Genomic DNA, 17,090 nt, shown 5'->3' on the forward strand with positions numbered 1-17,090 from the left:
CTGCAAATGCCCCGAAATGTCGCGCAGGGACACTTCGGGGCCAAGGCTTACATCTTGATGCGCACGCCCATGCGGAACACGCGGCCCAGCACATCGTAAAGCGCGCGGTTGGTCTGCGGATAGGCAGGGGTGTTGTTGCCGGTGGGACCGTTGCCGACCAGCACCGGATCCTTGTTGGTGAGGTTGCGGACAGACAGGAACGCCTGTGTCTTCACGCCTGCCACTTCGAAGTTATAGCTTGCGTTCATGTCGAAGAAGAACGCGCCGGGGATCGAGTTCAGGTTGACCGTGCGGTTGTCTGCCGTGGAAAGCGGGCAATCGGTTGAGCACACGATGTAGTTGTTGTTGTAGACGCCGCCCGAAACCCCGCGCGCCACGCCCTGAATGCTGAAGCCGGAATTGAATTCGTAGGCCGCTGTGAAGCGGTAGGTCCAGCTTGGCAATGCGCCGGTATTCTGGCCCGCCGCGTTGGTATTCAATGTAACGCCGTTATCCGTCGTGAGTTCGATGGCATGGCTGGCCAGTGCGCGCAGCGTGAAGTTGCCGGGGCCGATCTCGCGGCGGTAGCTGGCTTCAAGGTCAAGCCCGCTGGTTTCGAGGCTGACGAAGTTGGTCGGCTTGATCTCGATGCTCGTCACCGCAAGGCCCGGCGTGGTTACGCCGCGTCCGCCGGTGGTGGAAATGGCGGTACAGGCCGTGGCGATCTGCTGGAGATAGCACTGGTCGGTCAGGGTCTGTGCGGTGAGTGAATCGATCGATCCGGTCAGGTCGATTTTGTAGTAATCGACTGACATCGCAAAGCCCGGAATGAACTCTGGCGTAACGACAAAGCCGAAACCGAGCGTCTTGGCGACTTCCGGCTTGAGATCGGGGTTGCCCACAGTTGATTCGTTGAACTGGTTGGCGGCAATGCTGCCATTAGGCTGCGGCACGTTGACCGTGTTGGTGCGCCCTGTTCCCGGCGCGAACAGTTCCGAAAGGTTCGGCGCACGGATATCGCGCGATACGGTGCTGCGGAACTTCACATCATCGGTGATCTGCCAGGTGAGGCCTGCCTTCCACGTCGTGACTGTACCCGACGTGGAATAGTCGGTCACACGGACAGCCCCGTTGAAATCCATGCCCGACATGATCGGGATGATGGTTTCGATGTAGCCTTCCTTCACATCATAAGCGCCCACCGTTGGCAGGTAGTTGCCATAGATCCAGGTGCCAGTCGTCACCCCGTTGGCTACACGCGGGCGGAACAGATCATCGACCGAGCCGGTGACCGATTCCTTGCGATATTCACCGCCGAACGCGAGCGAGACTGGACCGGCCCAGGTATTGAACAGGTCATTGGTCGAGAAGTTGAACGCAGCAACTTCCTGCTTCAGCTCCTGTTTGCGCAGTGGTTGCAGGCCATTGTAGAGGACGTAGTCGATGGCCGCCTGCGACGCACCGTTGGTGCCAATGCGGTTGAGCGGAACGCAGGCGCTGTCGTTGTTGGTGGCGTTGGTATCCACGTTGATCCGGCAGACGATGGTGCCCGCCGCATATCCGCCTACGTTGCCCGCCTGTGCCACCACAGCGTCGGTCGCATTTGCCATGCGCGCAATGTTCCAGGCGTTGGTGAGCAGTTCGCTGGTCTTGGTCTTGCCCAGTTGGTAGTAGGCGTCCCACTTCCATTCCTTGCCCATGATGCCGAATTCGCCGTTGGCACCTGCGACATAGCGGAACACTTCGCGCGTGTTGTCGCTGCCCTGCGGCGGCAGGAAGATGTTGCTGGTGCCGATCTGGATGGAGCTGAGGTTGTTGGTCACCATCGCCGCGCGCACCGAATCCGGCAGGAAAGCGTTATCGCGCTGGATCGTCACGCCGGTGGTCGGCGTCTGCTGGTAGAAGCTTTCGCCGTTGTACTTGCTATAGGCGAACTGGCCGAACAGTTCGAACGCGGGCGAAAACTCATAGCTTAGACGGCCAAAGGCGGACGTGCGCTTTTCCGAGGGCAGGAGCGTGGCGCTGCCGCTATGGCCTTCGGTGGTGATATCCAGATCGCCGCCGACCATCCACTGGCCGCTGGTGGTGCCGAAGTTCAGCTGGTTGACGGTGGCCTTGCCCGTGGCCGGGTTGACCGATCCGAAGTAGGTGCCGCGCAAGGGGCCGGTGCTGACCAAGCCACCCGGCGTGAATTGTCCGGTGCCGATGCCCGAACCGATCAGGAATTCATTCACGCACAGTGTCGATGCCAGCGTATCTCGGCACGCCGCAGCGCTGTAGGCCGGGTTGTTGGCAAGGAAATAGCCGCTGTCGTTCCAGTCACGATCGATCGACTGGATGCCCTCCTGCGTGAAGTGTTCGACCGAGGCGATGATGTGGCCGCGCCCTTCGGCAAACGGCTTGCCCACGGTGCCCGAAAACTTGTGGTTCGGACCATCGCCATAGGTTGTCACGCCATATTCGTATTCGGCGGCAAACCCGGTGAATTCCTTGTTGAGAATGAAGTTGACCACGCCCGATACAGCGTCCGAGCCGTAGGCCGACGACGCACCGCCGGTCACCACTTCAACGCGCTGGATCAGCGCCTGCGGGAAGGTGTTGACGTCAACCGAGCCGGTCGTGGTCGAGGCGACCGAGCGTTGGCCATCGAACAATACGAGCGTGCGCGCTGCACCAAGGGCGCGCAAGTTCACGCTGTTGATGCCCGCCGCGCCGTTCGAAAGCGAACCGTTGGTACTGGCCGCCGTGGTCGATCCGCGCACGGCGGGCAGGGTGTTGACGAAGTCGGAGATATTGGCCGGTGCCTCGGCCTTCAGTTCCTTGGTGCTGACCACGCTGACCGGCGTTGGCGCATCGTAACCGTCGCGCACGATGCGCGATCCGGTGACTGTGATCAGTTCGGCCGCAGCGCCATCGACGGCAGCCTCATCAAGTGCCTGAGGAGCGGCTTCAACCGATTGGGCGGATGCCATCGCAGGCATTGCCATGCAAGCCAGCGACGCGCTGCAAAGAAGCATTCTCGAATAGGTCAAATTGCCACGACCCGTCCTATGCGAAAAATCCTTCATAATTCCCCCTGTTTTAAATAAACCTCCCTTTTAGGTATCCTCATTATTATATTTATTGTTGATTTGTTCGAAAATTGGTGAAATCTGCTGTCACCATCATGGCTATTTAAAAAATTCAGCGATGGCAAAACCCTTTTTGAGAAGGGTGGATTTTGACGTTGACAGTGCGGGCCTTTCGCTGGCCTCATGCGTTCTTGCAGCAGGTTGATATGCCGTGCCCATCAATTGAATTTCCCAGAGAGGCCGCTGTATTTCGGCGCGCCTTCTTTGAAATCAGAATGTGAATCGAGCTTTGTTGATGAATTCCCCAACAGTCGATCTCGACGATGTAGATTTGCGAATCCTCAAAGCCCTGTCGGTCGACGGGCGCAGCACCGATGTCGCACTCGGCGAGCAACTGGGCCTTTCCAGCACCGCCATCGCACGGCGGCGGCGAATCATGGAGGAAAGCGGGATCATCACCGGATACCGGGCGCATCTTTCGATGGAGGCGCTGGGCTTTTCAGGGGTCGTGATCGTGATGATCGAATTGCGCTCTCAGGCAGAGCAGACTTTGAACGAATTTGAACGCGAAGTGATCAAATGCCCGTCGATGTCGTACTGCGGGTTCATTTCAGGCGATACGGACTTCATCCTGATCGTCCACGTCAGTTCGCTGGATGAATACGATACGATCTACCGGAAGGAGCTTTCGAACCTTCCTCATGTCGCCAAGATCCGCAGCAGCTTCATCCTGAGAGAAGTTGCCCAGCGGTCCAACATCCCGATCATTTTCGAACGCGGACGCGCCGGAAAGCCCCGGCGCGCGCGTTGAAGCCAGCGGAGCACACTACGCCATGATCCATTCCCAAGCGCGCAAGACCCGCAGCAGGTTCTGGCTACCTTCCATCACCGCGCTTGCGCTGTGCGCCTTGTCGGCAACGCCCGCCGTTGCGCAAGCTGCAAAACCTGCCGCGGCTTCTGCGGCAACCACGCGCATGGATGGCTTCGTGGCGCTGCTGTGGGACGGGGCAAAGGGCCGCGTGCTGATCGAAGTGCCTGCCTTCGATACCGACATTCTATACTACGTTTCCGCGGCCAGTGGCGGCGGTTCGGTGGAACTGCCGCTCGATCGCGGAATCATGGACAGTTCGGTGATCCGCTTCCAGCGTGCAGGGCCGCGCGTGCTGGTGGTGAAGGTAAACACCAGCTACCGCGCCACGGCGGGCACGGCGCAGACGGCTGACGGCGTGGTCGATTCCTTCCCCACTTCGGTGCTTGCCAGTCTGTCGGTGGAATCATCAGCGGGTGGCAAGGTGGTGGTCGATGCAACCGCCCTGTTCATGCGCGATGCCGCCGGGGTTGAGGCCATGCTCAAACGCGCCAATCAGGGCACCTACAAGCTTGATACGGCCCGCAGCGCCTTTCACATGCCTGCAACCAAGGCGTTCCCTGAAAACTCCGAGATCGAGACCATCGTCACGTTCGCAGGCGATGCCCCCGGCGCACTGGTCCGCAATGTCACGCCCGATGCGCGCAGCCTGACCATGCGCGTTCATCACAGCTTTCTGAAAGCGCCCACCGGCTACGTCCCGCGCCTGGGCGATCCGCGCATCGGTGTGAGCGAACTCAAATTTCGGGATTATTCCAAGGACTTCAGCGAACCGACCGAGACCGCATGGGTCACCCGCTGGCGGCTGGAGAAGAAAGACCCCGGCGCTGCGATGAGCGAGCCGGTGAAGCCGATCACCTTCTATTTCGATCCCGCCATCCCCGCGCCCATCCGCACCGCGATGAAGCAGGGCACGCTGTGGTGGAACAAGGCGTTCGAGCAGGCCGGCTTCATCAACGCCGTCCGCGCAGAAGATGCCCCGGTCGACATGGACCCGATGGACATTCGCTATGCCTATGTCCTGTGGATCAACCGCGACGAACGCGGCTTTTCCAGCGGCGGCACCTACCGCGATCCGCGCACCGGCGAGATCATCGGATCGAAAACGCGGATGGATACCCACCGCATCCGCACCATCGCCAACTATTGGGACGCCTATAGCGCGGCCTTGCCCGCCGATGGCGGCGGCGTGACCGTGGCCGATCCAGCCCTGCTCATGCCGGGCACCTTTGCAGCAATGCCTGCGGGCCAGCGCGACATGGTGCTGCTGCGTCAGGCCCTGCTGACCGCGCATGAGCTGGGCCATGCCATCGGCTTCCAGCACAATTTCTCGTCCAGCCTTGATGATCGCCAATCCGTGATGGAATACCCCACACCGCGCGTGAAAGTGGTGGGTGACCGCATCGATCTGTCCGAATCCTTCCAGAAGGAGATCGGCGCCTATGATTCCATGATGGTCCGCTATGGCTATTCGGTGTTCGCGCCGAACGCCGAGAAAGCGGGCCTCGACAAGGTCATTGCCGACATGCGCGGGCAAGGTCTGCACTACGTGCCCGAAAGCGATCCGCGCTGGACGTGGTATGATGATCGCGCAACGCCGACCGAATACCTCAAGGAAACGCTGGCCGCGCGGGCCATTCTGCTCAAGACTTATGGGCAGGCGGCGCTCACCCCCGGCGAAGCGGTTGGCGCGCTGCGCGATGCACGGCTGTGGATGGTCTATCTGCACCACCGCTATGCGATTGAAAGCGGAGCGAAATACATCGGCGGACAGTATCAGAACCATGTGGTGAAGGGCGATACCATCGCGCCCACCGAATTCATTCCTGCCACACTGCAACGCGAAGTGCTGGGCCTGCTGCTCGATGCGGTCCAGCCATCGGCGCTGGCCATGCCCGAAGCCCTGCTGGCGCAACTCACGCCTTCGCCGGGATCGAACAAGGAAGACCTGTCGGGCGATCCGGCGTTCGATCAGTTGCAGGCTGCCCGCATCGCCACAGCGCTGGTGCTGGAACCCCTCACCGATGGTGCGCGGGCCAGCAGAATGCTTGCGCTTGGCGCGCGCCAGCCAGATCCGCTGACATTTTCAGCGATGATCGACGAAATCATGGCACGCACTTTCAACGCGCCGCGCGAAACGACACCGGGGGGCCGCGCTTTGCAGGGGGTGGTGCAATCGGTCACGCTTGATGCGCTGATGATGCTCGGCGCAAATCCGGAAACTGCGCCAGAGGCGCGCAGTTATGTGCTTGAGACTTTGCGGACCCTTTCGGCAACGCTTGCCAAGCGCCGCAACGCTGACAAACTGGTCGCGGCATGGGACAGCCGCGCTTCAGCCGACATCACCGCCTATCTTGAAAATCCAGCCGAACACGCGCCAAAGAAGCTGGGACCGGACTGGGGCGAAGGCCCGCGCTCGCGCTTCCCCATGCCGCCGGGACCGCCGCTGGGATGATGGGAAGCCCGCGTTGCGTTGGACTGCCGGGACATCAGTGGAAATCCCGTGATTTCGGGAGAATTCTGACGTCGCGTGGATGGCCGTGCCCGCGTGGGCGTTGGGGGTGGTGAATCTCGTCTCCGCGCGAGATGGGGGGCCTGAGATGCTCCTGATCCGTCAACCGGTCCAGAAGATCGGTGCCGTCCACGATCCTTGCGGCCATCAGGTGGACCACGCCTTCCTTGCTTTTCTGAATCTCGCCATCAATCAGCATCAGGCGTGCGGCCATGACGGCACGGCGCTGCTTGTCCAGATCGCGTGACCAGAGCAGCGCGTTGACCACGCCGGTCTCGTCCTCGATCGTGATGAACACCGCGTTGCCCTTGCCCGGACGCTGGCGGGTGAGAACCACGCCTGCGACGCGGACCTTGCGGCCATCGGGCGCGGCATTGGCATCGGCGCAGGCAAGCACGCCTTTGCGGGTCAGGGCATCACGCAGAAACTGCATGGGATGGCCCTTCAGCGACAGCCGTGTGGTCTGGTAATCGGCCACCACTTCTTCAGGAAGCGGCATCGCAGGAAGGCGCGCATCGGGTTCCTGCCGAAGTTCGGGGGCATCGGCAAAGGCGAATAGCGGCAACTGGGTGGGCGGCGTGCGGCGGACATCCCACAGGGCATCCCGGCGTGAGGATGCCAACGCTCCAAAAGCGTCTGCATCGGCCAGCTTGCGCAAAGCCGCAGAGGGCAGCGACGCGCGGCGAGCAAGATCTTCGATGGAGGCGAACAGGCCATCCTTGCGGACTTCCACCACGCCATCGGCCCAGCTTTTTCGGAAGCCGTCGATCCGCGAAAAGCCAAGCCGCAGCGCAAACGGACCGCCTGCCGCCCCTTCCAGCGCACAATCCCAATCGCTGCCGTTCACGTCCACCGCGCGAACTTCGACGCCGTGCTCCTGTGCGTCTCGGACCAGCTGTGCGGGGGCGTAAAACCCCATCGGCTGGCTGTTGAGCAGTGCGCAGGTGAACGCCGCCGGGTGGTGGCATTTGAGCCATGACGAGACATAGGCCAGCCACGCAAAAGCCTGTGCGTGACTTTCGGGAAAGCCGTATTCGCCGAACCCCCTGATCTGTTGATAGCAGCGTTCGGCGAATTCACGTTCATAGCCGCGCGCCACCATGCCATCGACCAACAGGTCTTCGTAATTGTGTACGGTTCCGTGGTTGCGGAATGTTGCCATTGCGCGCCGCAGGCCATCAGCCTGTGCCGGGGTAAAACTGGCGGCCACGATGGCCAGCTTCATCGCCTGTTCCTGAAACAGCGGAACACCCAGCGTCTTGCCCAGCACCTCGCGCAATTCATGCGGATCGTGGGGTGGCGCAGGACTAGGAAAGATCGCCGTTTCCTCGCCATTGCGCCGCCGCAGATAGGGGTGGACCATGCCGCCCTGAATCGGGCCGGGGCGGACAATCGCCACCTGAATGACCAGATCGTAAAGGCAATCGGGCTTCATGCGGGGCAGCATGGCAATCTGCGCGCGGCTTTCGACCTGAAAGGTGCCGATGCTGTCACCGCGTTTGAGCATCGCATAAGTAGCCCTGTCCTCACGCGGGACGGAAGCCAGCGTGAGGTCGTCCACGCCGTGCGTGCGCAGCAGGTCAAAGCTCTTGCGGATCGCGGTGAGCATGCCCAGCGCCAGAATATCGACCTTCATCAGCCCCAGCGCGTCGATGTCGTCCTTGTCCCATTCGATGAAGGTCCGGTCGGGCATGGCGGCATTGTGGATCGGCACCAGTTCATCAAGCCGCGACTCCGTCAGCACGAAACCGCCGACGTGCTGCGAGAGGTGGCGGGGGAAGGTCAGCAATTGATCGACCAGCGCCTTCAGCCGCGCGATCATGGGGTTGGCAATGTCCAGTCCGGCTTCCTCGACCCGACTTTCGGGCACATCATCGCCCCAGTTGCCCCATATGGTGGAGGCGAGCCGGGCGGTCACATCCTCAGTCAGCCCCAGCACCTTGCCCACTTCGCGGATGGCACTGCGCGGGCGGTAATGGATCACGGTGGCCGCAATGCCTGCCCGCTCGCGGCCAAAGCGGGCATAGATATACTGCATGATCTCCTCGCGGCGCTCATGCTCGAAATCCACGTCGATATCGGGCGGCTCGTCCCGCTGTTCGGACAGGAAGCGCGAGAACAGCAGCTTTTCACGCACCGGGTCTATGGGGGTGATGCCCAGAAAATAGCAGACCAGCGAATTGGCCGCACTGCCCCGGCCCTGGCACAGGATCGGCGGATCGAGGCTGCGGGCATGGCGCACGATATCGTGCACGGTAAGGAAGTAAGGCGCGTAATTCTTCTGGCAGATCAGGCTGAACTCCTCGTCCAGCACCGCCTGATAGGCTGGAGGCAAGCCTTCGGGAAACCACGCGGCTCCCCCTTGCCGCACCAGATGTTCCAGCCATTCCTGTGGCTTCCAGCCATCGGGCACCGGTTCGTGCGGATATTCGTAGTGCAAATCGTCGAGCGTGAAGGCGATGCGTGACAGGATGTCGATGCTCGCCGCCAGAGCTTCTGGATGATGGCGAAACAGGCGGGCCATTTCGGCAGGACGCTTGAGGTGTCTTTCGGCATTGGCAAGAAGGCGCCGCCCGGCCTCGACAAGGGCCACGCCCTCGCGGATGCAGGTCAGGACATCGTGCAGAGGGCGCTCATCGGGATGAGCGTAAAGCGCATCGCAGGTGGCAAGCAGCGGTACGCCGCAGGCCGTACCCAGCGCTTGTGCCTCGGCCAATCGCCGCGCATCGGCACCGCCGCGCTGCATTGTCACCGCCAGCCACACCGCGCCGGGGCGCGCCTCGGCCAGTTGTTCCAGCACGGCCCGATCATGGCCCGTGGCGATCAGCAACAGGTCGTCTGGCTGGTCCAGCAGGTCGGCCAGGAAAAGCGTGCAATCGCCTTTCTCCGCCCGCCGATTGCCCAGCGTCAGCAGGCGCGTCAGCCGGCTCCAGCCATGAAGCGTGGCAGGGTAGGCCACCACGTCGGGCGTTCCGTCAGCAAAGACCAGCCTTGCCCCCACCGCCAACCGGAAACCGCCGGCCAGCCCTCCGACCTCCCTCCAGGCCACGTGCGCGCGCACCACCCCGGCCACGGTATTGCGATCAGCCACGCCCAGCCCCGCCATGCCCAGATGATGTGCCCGCGCGACCATCTGCGCCGGATGGGATGCACCGCGCAGGAAGCTGTAGTTCGTTGCAGAAACCAGTTCGGCAAAAGGCTGGGGCGCGCTCATGCGAACAAACCGTGCAGATACCACTTCGGTCCCTGACGAGGATCGGGCTTCTCTTCATAAAGCCCGTGGCGGAAGATCCAGTAGCGCCGCCCGCGCACATCCTCGATCCGATAATAGTCGCGCGTCAGCCCGCCCTTGCCGGGCGCTTCGCCACCCTTGCGACGCCACCATTCCGATGCGATCCGCTCTGGCCCTTCATAAAGCCGCACCTCGTGCAACTTGCGCCGCCAGCGAAAGCGGTGGGGCGGCCCATCGGGCACTTCGGCAATCACCTCCACCGGCTGGGGCGGATCGAACAGGAACAGCGGACGCAGCGGCGGTTCGCCCTCGGGCGGCGCGGGCCAGTGGGCGGGGGACCGCGCATGGATTGCAGGCAGGGCAAGCTGGGCCTGTTCGGGAATGTGGCTGTCCTGCGGCATGAGGCGACACAGGCTGTCCGGACCCAACCGCGTGCTCAACCGGTCGATCAGATCGGCCAGTGCAGCCGTGTCCTGCCCACTTCCATCAAGCGTCGGCTGGCTGGCAGCAAGCGGCTCGGTGATGGGCAGGAACAGCGTGATGCGGTCATAGCCGAAGCCGGGATCGAGCGGATCGGCCAGCGCGCCAATACGTTCATCGAACAGGCGCAGCACCGGTGCGGGATCGCGCGTGGGCAGGCCCGTCTCAATCGCCAAGCGGTGGCGCGCACCATCGCTGCGGAACAGCGTCAGCACAAAGCGCCGCCCGCCAAGACCGCGCTCCTCCAGTGCGCGTGCAGCATCGCGCAGCAGGTCAAGAAAGCAGGCGGCGATGCTCGCCTGAAGCGCAACCGGTTCGGCAAAGCGGCGCTCGAAATGCAGGGGTTCGGGTTGCACAAGTGGGTCAATCGGCGCGTGTTCCTCACCCAGCAGGCGGCGCAGCGCGGTTACCGCGTCCGCGCCAAAGCGTGCAGCGATGCTGGCCGCCGGGCGGACGGCGACATCGCCGATGGTCTTCAACCCCGCGCGAGCCAACGCGAGCGTGGCGTCCTCGCCCAGCCTCAGTGCCGCCACCGGCAATCCACGCAGCGCCTGCCGTTCGTCCACGACAGGCTGGCGCGCATGACGTGCCAGAGCCTGCGCGCCTTGCGCGGTTGAGGCCACTGCCATGCGCACGCTCATCCCGATGGCGGCAAAGGTCTCCTCGGCCTGCGCGGCCAGACCTGCCTCACCGCCGAACAGATGTTCGCTTCCCGCAATGTCCACGACGATGCCATCGGGCGGCATGGTGGCAACGCGCGGTGACCAGCCGATGCAATGTTCGGCCAGCCGCTGCAGCCAGTGCCGGTCGGCGGCATCGTCCATGTCTGCCACGATCAGTCCGGGATGCAGCGCACGCGCATCAGCCAGCGTCATGCCGGGGACAATACCGAGCGCCCGCGCATTCCCATCGGCAGCGCTCAGCCGCAACGCCCCCCTGACCTTGGCGGTCAGCGCCAGCGCAGCATCAGGCGGCCCGCTTGTCGTTCTGGCAGCCGCCCCCTCCTGTATCCGCAGCCGGTCGGTGGGCAGGAGTGGAAACCACAGCGCCAGATAGCGCCGCTTCACAGAACATACGTCGGTCACGATCCCACTCCAGCCGCCAGTCCAGACCACAGGGACCTGAACGCTGGCGCAGCAAGGTCACATCGAAAGTCGGCCCACCCGGCGCGTTGCCCGGCAAGGAGTGCGAAGGGGCAGCGGCCACCTGCCAGCGGGTCTGCGCCGCGCTGGGCACGGGCGTTGCGTCATGTCGAAGCAACAACAGCGGCACACCTGATTTTTCCGCAGCCAAGGCAAGACGGCGGCTGGCGGTCAGGTCCAGTTCGCGCATCGCACCCAGACCTTCCACAATCACTGCGCCCAGCGCGGCGCAGCGCAAGGCGTCGACGCCAGCACGCAGCAAGGCTTTGGTATCAGGCACGACAGCCACCAGTCCCTGCCCTGCCGCGCCGCCAAGTTCGGCCCAGCCATGAGCCTGCAAGACTCCACCTTGGCGGGCGCTCCGCTGCACGCGCAACCATAATACCGTCCCTTTGGAATCGGTCATGCCCGTAGCTACGCCTACGGCAAACCCCGCAGCACTGGCCAGATCATCGCCTTCGGCCGCATAGACCTCATGGATACGCCCCCGCGCCAAACCGCCCCCTAGCGCGGCATCGAGCGAAGCAATGCCGAACGGGTATCGCCCCCCCTCCAACGGCTTTGCGCTCTTGGGCAAAAGGGCAGGAACGATTCTCATATGTTCCTATTATGTTCCAATCCTGAAGGAGATCAAGTGGTCGTTTTGACCTTTCCCCGGTGGTCATCCTGACCGGTGAAGACAGCATCATGGGGCGGTCAACGCCACGGCAAGCATGGCGAGGAGAGCGCCAACCGTGAGCACAACAATCGCCGCGCATGGCCAAAGCCTCGCAGGGGCAATGGAATCGATGCTCAAGCTCCGAAGCCTCAATCCGCGCCTCAGCGAGAGCATCGCCAAAATGCTGGTTTTCCGACGATTTTGGAAAAGCTGGTGCACCCGACAGGATTCGAACCTGTGACCCCTGCCTTCGGAGGGCAGTACTCTATCCAGCTGAGCTACGGGTGCCTGAGCCGTGGGGCCACCTAGCAGCGCCGGAGCGGGCTTGCCAGTGATTTTGTGCGCTTTGTCGAAGCTCCCAACCAATCTGGCTGTTTAGGACTTTGGTAGCCAGCGGCAGGGTATCGCCTCAATCCATGCAGGAACCCAGTTTATCCGGAAGCGATTCGCGCAATGTGCCGCATGGCACGGCCAAGGCCGGGGTGCAGCGCACCGAGTTTGGCCAGGGTTCGGGGAATGCCATGTCGATGAAATGGTCGGCGCTGCATGATGCTTCATCGGTGGTCTGCCAACTGGCCGGCTTACAGCCCGAAATGCGCAAGCCCGAAGTGCGCAACTTTCCTGCAATCATGCGCGATACCGGTGGCTGGCGCTATGAACTGGCCAGACAAGGCGTTGACGATCTGGCCGCGTTCATGGAGCCGGGACTGGCAGCGCTGCTGGCGGTATCGGCACGGGGTCACTCTCCTGCTCCGGCTGCATGCGCACTGTGGCATGAATTCGTGTCGGCGCGCACTGCATTGCTGGCATTGATCCCACCGCTGGGCATCAAGCGCAGACCATAACGCCTATCCGCCCCAAGCCGCACAATGCGGATCGAGGCTGACCAGTTGGCGGCGTAGCGAGGCGCGGGCAAGTCGCTCCACCTCTGCCTTGCGCCGCGCGGCAGCCAGCGGGATGGTGGGCGCTGGCCGCAGAATTTCAGCGTCATAGCCATCGGCCACGATCACTCCGCAGGCGTGTGGCAAAAATTCCTCGGTTTCCAGCACGGACCGGTCCAGATGCGGAGCGAGTCCCCAATAATACCGATCGCAATGGTCGAGGTAATCGGTCCACTTGGCATCGCCGAGCAAGTCTGCGCGCGAAACCTTGATCTCCACGATCACCACCTGCCCTTTGGCATCAATACCCATGAGGTCTGCCCGGCGGCCCGAACGCAGCGGCATTTCGGGCAGGCACCAGATATCGTTGCGCGCAAACAGGCGGCAGATCCCGCGCGCGACCGCCCGGGCCTCACGCTCGATAGTATCCTGACTGACGGGAAGCGATTCGATCATGCCCGCAGCGTAAGAACAAATGCCGAACAGGTAAAGGGCCTACCAGAGACCTATCGTCTGCACGAACAACCACACGCCAGTTGCCACCAGCAGCGCCGCCGCAATCATCCGCACCACATCGAGCGGCACACGCTTGATCAGTTCATTCCCGAACACCACCGCAGGCACATTGGCAATCATCATGCCCAGCGTGGTGCCCGCCGTAACCATCAGCGCATCGTTGAAGCGCGCGCCAAGGGCGATCGTGGCGATCTGCGTCTTGTCGCCCATCTCGACCACAAAGAAAGCGACGAGCGTGGTGAGGAAAGCCCCATAGCGTGAAGGCTTGGGCGCCTCGTCTTCGTCCAGCTTGTCGGGCACCAGTGTCCACAGGCCCATGCCCACGAAGCCGACGGCGATGGCAATGCGGAACCATTGCCCATCGAGAAATGCTGCGGCTGTGGCCCCCAGCAGCGCGGCGAGGAAATGGTTGGCAAGCGTGGCGGCAAGAATGCCAAGCACAATCGGCATCGGGCGCTTGAACCGCGCCGCCAGCAATATGGCGAGAAGTTGTGTCTTGTCGCCGATCTCGGCCAGCGCGACGATGGCGGCAGAAGTGGTAAAAGCTTCGAAGATCATGGCATTTCCGGGGCCGGGCGGAGCGATCTGGCCAACGACAGCGTGCCCCTCCACCCGGCCCGGATGGAAAGCGCGCTGTCATTGGTCTCGCCCGGAGGACTGCAATAGTCCCGCCGCCTGCGCCACGGCCTCTCGACCGAGCATGTTGACGCTGAGGGCCGCTGCAAAAGCGGTGGCTACTCCCCAAGTGACGTGGCAGCGCGTTAGCCTCCTATGGCCAAGCCTGCAAGTGCGGGTTAGGGGAAACGGACCGTTGCCCCACGGGGGAGCGCAGGAGGGATCACTTGAGGAAGACAGCTGCCCTTGTCGGCATCGCACTGGCTGCTGGCGTGCCGACTGCGCGCGCAGCAGGCGAAGCTGGCGACCCCTTCACGGTATCGGCCTCTTCAAGACTGCGGCTGGAATCAATTGACGGGCAGTTCCGCCCGGCACCTGTGCCGCAAACCGATACGATGGTATCGCTGCGCACCGAAATTGCGGCAAGCTACGATGCGGGACCGGTGCGTTTCTCGGCCGAAGTTTGGGACGCGCGCGCTTGGGGGCAGGATGCGCGATCATCGGCCAATACCAGCGAGGTGAACGCCTTCGAATTCGTCCAAGTCAATGCGCAGGTGGCGCTCGGAGGCAAAAGCACACTGACGCTGGGGCGCTACACGCTTGACCTTGGCAACCGGCGCATGGTGGCACGGCAGCGCTTTCGCAACACCACCAATGCGTTCACCGGCGCGCATCTGGCGCTGGATGGCGGAGCGGGGCGCAAGCTGGACCTGATGTTCGCCCTGCCGCACCAGCGCCTGCCCGACGATGTGGACGGCATCCGCAGCGACCGTGTGAAGTGGGACCGCGAGAATTTCGACGTGATGTTCTTTGGTGCGCACGGCACTTTGCCTGATGTGCTGGGCGGAACGCTGCAACCCTATGCCTTTGGCCTCATAGAGCGGGACGGCGCGAACCTTGCCACTGCCAACCGGCGCATCGGTACGTTGGGCGCGCGCCATTTCGTGAAGGCCAAGGCAGGGCTGTGGGATCACGAATTCGAAGGCGCGGTGCAGTTCGGCAAGGCACGGCGCACGTCCGCCGTTGCAGATCGCACCGATCTCAGTGTCTTTGCGTGGTTTGCTCACGCCGAGCTTGGCCATACCCTGGCTGGCGGCTGGACCCCGCGTGTGGCCGCGATGATCGATGCGGCCAGCGGCGATGGCGGCAAGCCGGGCAAGTTTACCCGCTTCGACACGCTCTATTCCGCGCGGCGCTTCGAATTTGGGCCGAACGGGCTTTACGGACCGTTCCGGCGCAGCAACATGGTTTCGCCCTCGCTGCGGCTGGAAGTCACCCCTTCGAAACGGACAGACGCGTTCGTCGCCTGGCGCACCGCATGGGCCGAGAACAAGCGCGACCAGTTTGCCGCAACCGGTGTGTGGGTGATGCCAGTGGGGCGTCTGGCGCCCTCGGCGGACACCAGATCGAAGGGCGCGTGCGCCACTGGATCATGCCGGGATTGCTACAGATCGAAGGAGGGGCGGCACTTCTGCTGAAGCGCGGGTTGCTGCGCGATGCGCCCAATGCACCGAACAGCGGCAATACCCATTATGGCTATATAGACCTGACACTTTCACTTTGACGCCGGGCAACTTCGGCCAAGATGGCGCGCTTGCGCGCCGCGCTGGCCGAGGACCATGCGGCAATTTCATCAAGCGTGCGCAGGCAGCCCCGGCACAGATCGCGGACAGGATTGATAGTGCAGATGCCAGTACAAGGGCTGGTCGGCTCGCTTTCCCTCACTTCGCAGATTTCTCGGCCGTCAGTCGGGTCATGAGCAGCGCAGCGCGCTTGGCCTGCGTCCACAGGCTGGGCACATCCACAGTTTCACCCGGCGCGTGGTCACCGGTGGAATGCGGGCCGAGGCCAACCAGACCGTCGATATGTTCTGCCACAAAGCTGATATCGCCTGCACCGCGCTTCATCGGATCGAGCGGTTGCATTTCGGGCAAGCCCAGCGTGGCATTGACGCCATTGAGCTTTGCCAGCAGCGCCTTGTTGGCCTCGGTAGGAGCCATCGGCGGGTAGCCTTCGCTGAATTCGATCCTGGCGGATGTGACGCCGGGAAACTTGCGCGCGACGATGGCTTCCATCTTGCGCATGGCATTGCGGTTCTGTGCAAGGCTGAGCGTGCGCAGATCGCCCCGCGCGACGACCTTTCCGGCGATGATGTTGGTCTTGCCCTGTGCTGATACGTGGGCGTTGTCTTCCGCTACATCAGCCTCTGCCCCGCCTGCGATCAGGCCAACATTGAGCGTGAGGTAGGGTTCGGGCAGTTCCTCGCGCAGGGCCGTGATTATCTTCGCTGCCGCATAGATCGCGCCATCGCCTGCCTTCTCGCTCCAAACCCCGCTTGAATGGCCAGACCGGGCCTCAATGGTCATGGTCCAGCTCTGTGATGAGCGGCGGGCAATGGAACCCATGTCTTTGCCGTCTTCGCGGCTGAGGCCTTCGAAATCGAGGGCGACGTCTGCAGCCTTGGCTGCGGCGATAAGATCGGCGCGGGCGACTTCGGTGGGAGAGCCGGCCTCTTCCTCGTCGCCGGTCAGGAAGACTTCGATATTGGCGTTCTTCAGCGTGCCCGCCGCCTGCATCGCCCGCACAGCCGCCAGGATCGCCGCGATGCCGCCCTTGTCGTCACCTACACCGGGGCCAGTGGCCTTATCGCCCTTCAACACATACATCTGGAACGGCGAGTCCGGCTCGAACACCGTATCAAGGTGGCCAATCAGCAGCAGCTTCTTTGCGCCCTTGCGCCCTTTGTGCGTGAGAACGAGATGCCCCGCCCGACCGATCTGCTCCATTGGTATCCAACGAGGCATAAAGCCCAGTGCCGTGAATTCCGGAATCACGATGTCACGCACCTTGCGCACACCATCAAGGTTGCGGCTGCCTGAGTTCTGGTTGACCATCGCCTCAAGGAATTTGAGTGTGCGCGCCTGTTCGGCATCGATAGTGGCCACCATCTTTGCCTCAGGACCGGCAGGCGCGGCCAGTGCAGAAGCCCCTGCCAGTACGAAACCTATGATAGTGCTGGCGACCAGACGCATGCCTTGCTCCTTCGACCCGCAAGGTGGCCGCGCACAAGGCCTCGTGCAACCTCCTTTTCCGCGAATTTCCTTGCTTTATCGAATGCCCGCTCCTATGTGCACCG

General features: G+C 62.7%; 13 protein-coding genes and 1 tRNA gene. 4 read left to right on the forward strand and 10 right to left on the reverse strand.

The annotated features are described in order from the left end of the window. Positions 1–47 precede the first annotated feature (47 nt). Positions 48–2,951, reverse strand: coding sequence for a TonB-dependent siderophore receptor (locus Q8R81_RS08385; protein WP_305616976.1), 2,904 nt, complete (start codon positions 2,949–2,951; stop codon positions 48–50). A 394-nt stretch (positions 2,952–3,345) separates the two neighbouring features. Here Q8R81_RS08385 and Q8R81_RS08390 point away from each other — a divergent pair, with 394 nt between their 5' ends. Beyond that, positions 3,346–3,861 (forward strand): Lrp/AsnC family transcriptional regulator, encoded by a 516-nt coding sequence (locus Q8R81_RS08390; RefSeq protein ID WP_305616977.1) that lies wholly within the window; start codon positions 3,346–3,348, stop codon positions 3,859–3,861. A gap of 15 nt (positions 3,862–3,876) precedes the next feature. Here the strand turns inward: Q8R81_RS08390 and Q8R81_RS08395 are convergent, their stop codons facing one another. Next, positions 3,877–4,026, reverse strand: a complete 150-nt coding sequence (locus tag Q8R81_RS08395; RefSeq protein WP_305616978.1) for a hypothetical protein — start codon at positions 4,024–4,026, stop codon at positions 3,877–3,879. Here Q8R81_RS08395 and Q8R81_RS08400 point away from each other — a divergent pair. Further along, a complete protein-coding gene (locus tag Q8R81_RS08400) occupies positions 4,025–6,373 on the forward strand; it encodes a zinc-dependent metalloprotease (protein WP_305616979.1) in 2,349 nt (782 codons plus the stop codon). The two genes, Q8R81_RS08395 and Q8R81_RS08400, sit on opposite strands and share 2 nt — an antisense overlap. A gap of 34 nt (positions 6,374–6,407) precedes the next feature. Here Q8R81_RS08400 and Q8R81_RS08405 read toward each other — a convergent pair whose 3' ends face one another. From Q8R81_RS08405 to Q8R81_RS08420, 4 genes are all read right to left on the reverse strand, one after another. Beyond that, complete coding sequence (locus tag Q8R81_RS08405) at positions 6,408–9,644, reverse strand: error-prone DNA polymerase (protein ID WP_305616980.1); 3,237 nt, start codon at positions 9,642–9,644, stop codon at positions 6,408–6,410. Next, complete coding sequence (locus Q8R81_RS08410; RefSeq protein WP_305616981.1) at positions 9,641–11,227, reverse strand: DNA polymerase Y family protein; 1,587 nt, start codon at positions 11,225–11,227, stop codon at positions 9,641–9,643. Before Q8R81_RS08410 ends, Q8R81_RS08405 begins: the two co-directional genes overlap by 4 nt. Continuing rightward, on the reverse strand, positions 11,109–11,882 hold the full coding sequence (locus Q8R81_RS08415; protein WP_305616982.1) for an ImuA family protein: 774 nt from the start codon (positions 11,880–11,882) through the stop codon (positions 11,109–11,111). The genes Q8R81_RS08410 and Q8R81_RS08415 overlap by 119 nt, the downstream gene beginning before the upstream one ends. Before the next feature lie 271 nt (positions 11,883–12,153). Beyond that, positions 12,154–12,230 (reverse strand) — tRNA-Arg (locus Q8R81_RS08420). A gap of 128 nt (positions 12,231–12,358) precedes the next feature. On the opposite strand from Q8R81_RS08420, the gene Q8R81_RS08425 reads away from it, so the two are divergent. Beyond that, positions 12,359–12,787 (forward strand): hypothetical protein, encoded by a 429-nt coding sequence (locus Q8R81_RS08425; RefSeq protein WP_305616983.1) that lies wholly within the window; start codon positions 12,359–12,361, stop codon positions 12,785–12,787. A 3-nt stretch (positions 12,788–12,790) separates the two neighbouring features. On the opposite strand, the gene Q8R81_RS08430 is transcribed toward Q8R81_RS08425, so the two are convergent. Continuing rightward, complete coding sequence (locus Q8R81_RS08430; RefSeq protein WP_305616984.1) at positions 12,791–13,279, reverse strand: MmcB family DNA repair protein; 489 nt, start codon at positions 13,277–13,279, stop codon at positions 12,791–12,793. Between the two features lie 39 nt (positions 13,280–13,318). After that, on the reverse strand, positions 13,319–13,897 hold the full coding sequence (locus tag Q8R81_RS08435) for a TMEM165/GDT1 family protein (protein WP_305616985.1): 579 nt from the start codon (positions 13,895–13,897) through the stop codon (positions 13,319–13,321). A 284-nt stretch (positions 13,898–14,181) separates the two neighbouring features. On the opposite strand from Q8R81_RS08435, the gene Q8R81_RS08440 reads away from it, so the two are divergent. Continuing rightward, positions 14,182–15,432 (forward strand): alginate export family protein, encoded by a 1,251-nt coding sequence (locus Q8R81_RS08440; protein ID WP_305616986.1) that lies wholly within the window; start codon positions 14,182–14,184, stop codon positions 15,430–15,432. Between the two features lie 58 nt (positions 15,433–15,490). On the opposite strand, the gene Q8R81_RS08445 is transcribed toward Q8R81_RS08440, so the two are convergent. Together Q8R81_RS08445 and Q8R81_RS08450 are read right to left on the reverse strand one after the other, a co-directional pair. Next, positions 15,491–15,742 carry a DUF1289 domain-containing protein gene (locus tag Q8R81_RS08445; RefSeq protein WP_371135338.1) on the reverse strand — a complete coding sequence of 84 codons (252 nt, stop codon included), beginning with the start codon at positions 15,740–15,742 and terminating at the stop codon, positions 15,491–15,493. Continuing rightward, the gene (locus tag Q8R81_RS08450; RefSeq protein WP_305616988.1) at positions 15,676–16,986 is read right to left on the reverse strand and encodes a M20/M25/M40 family metallo-hydrolase; all 1,311 of its coding nucleotides are present in this window, start codon (positions 16,984–16,986) and stop codon (positions 15,676–15,678) included. The genes Q8R81_RS08445 and Q8R81_RS08450 overlap by 67 nt, the downstream gene beginning before the upstream one ends. Positions 16,987–17,090: the final 104 nt, after the last annotated feature.

It is taken from the genome of Novosphingobium sp. (genome assembly GCF_030696665.1).
In the GTDB taxonomy this organism is placed as follows: Bacteria; Pseudomonadota; Alphaproteobacteria; order Sphingomonadales; family Sphingomonadaceae; genus Novosphingobium.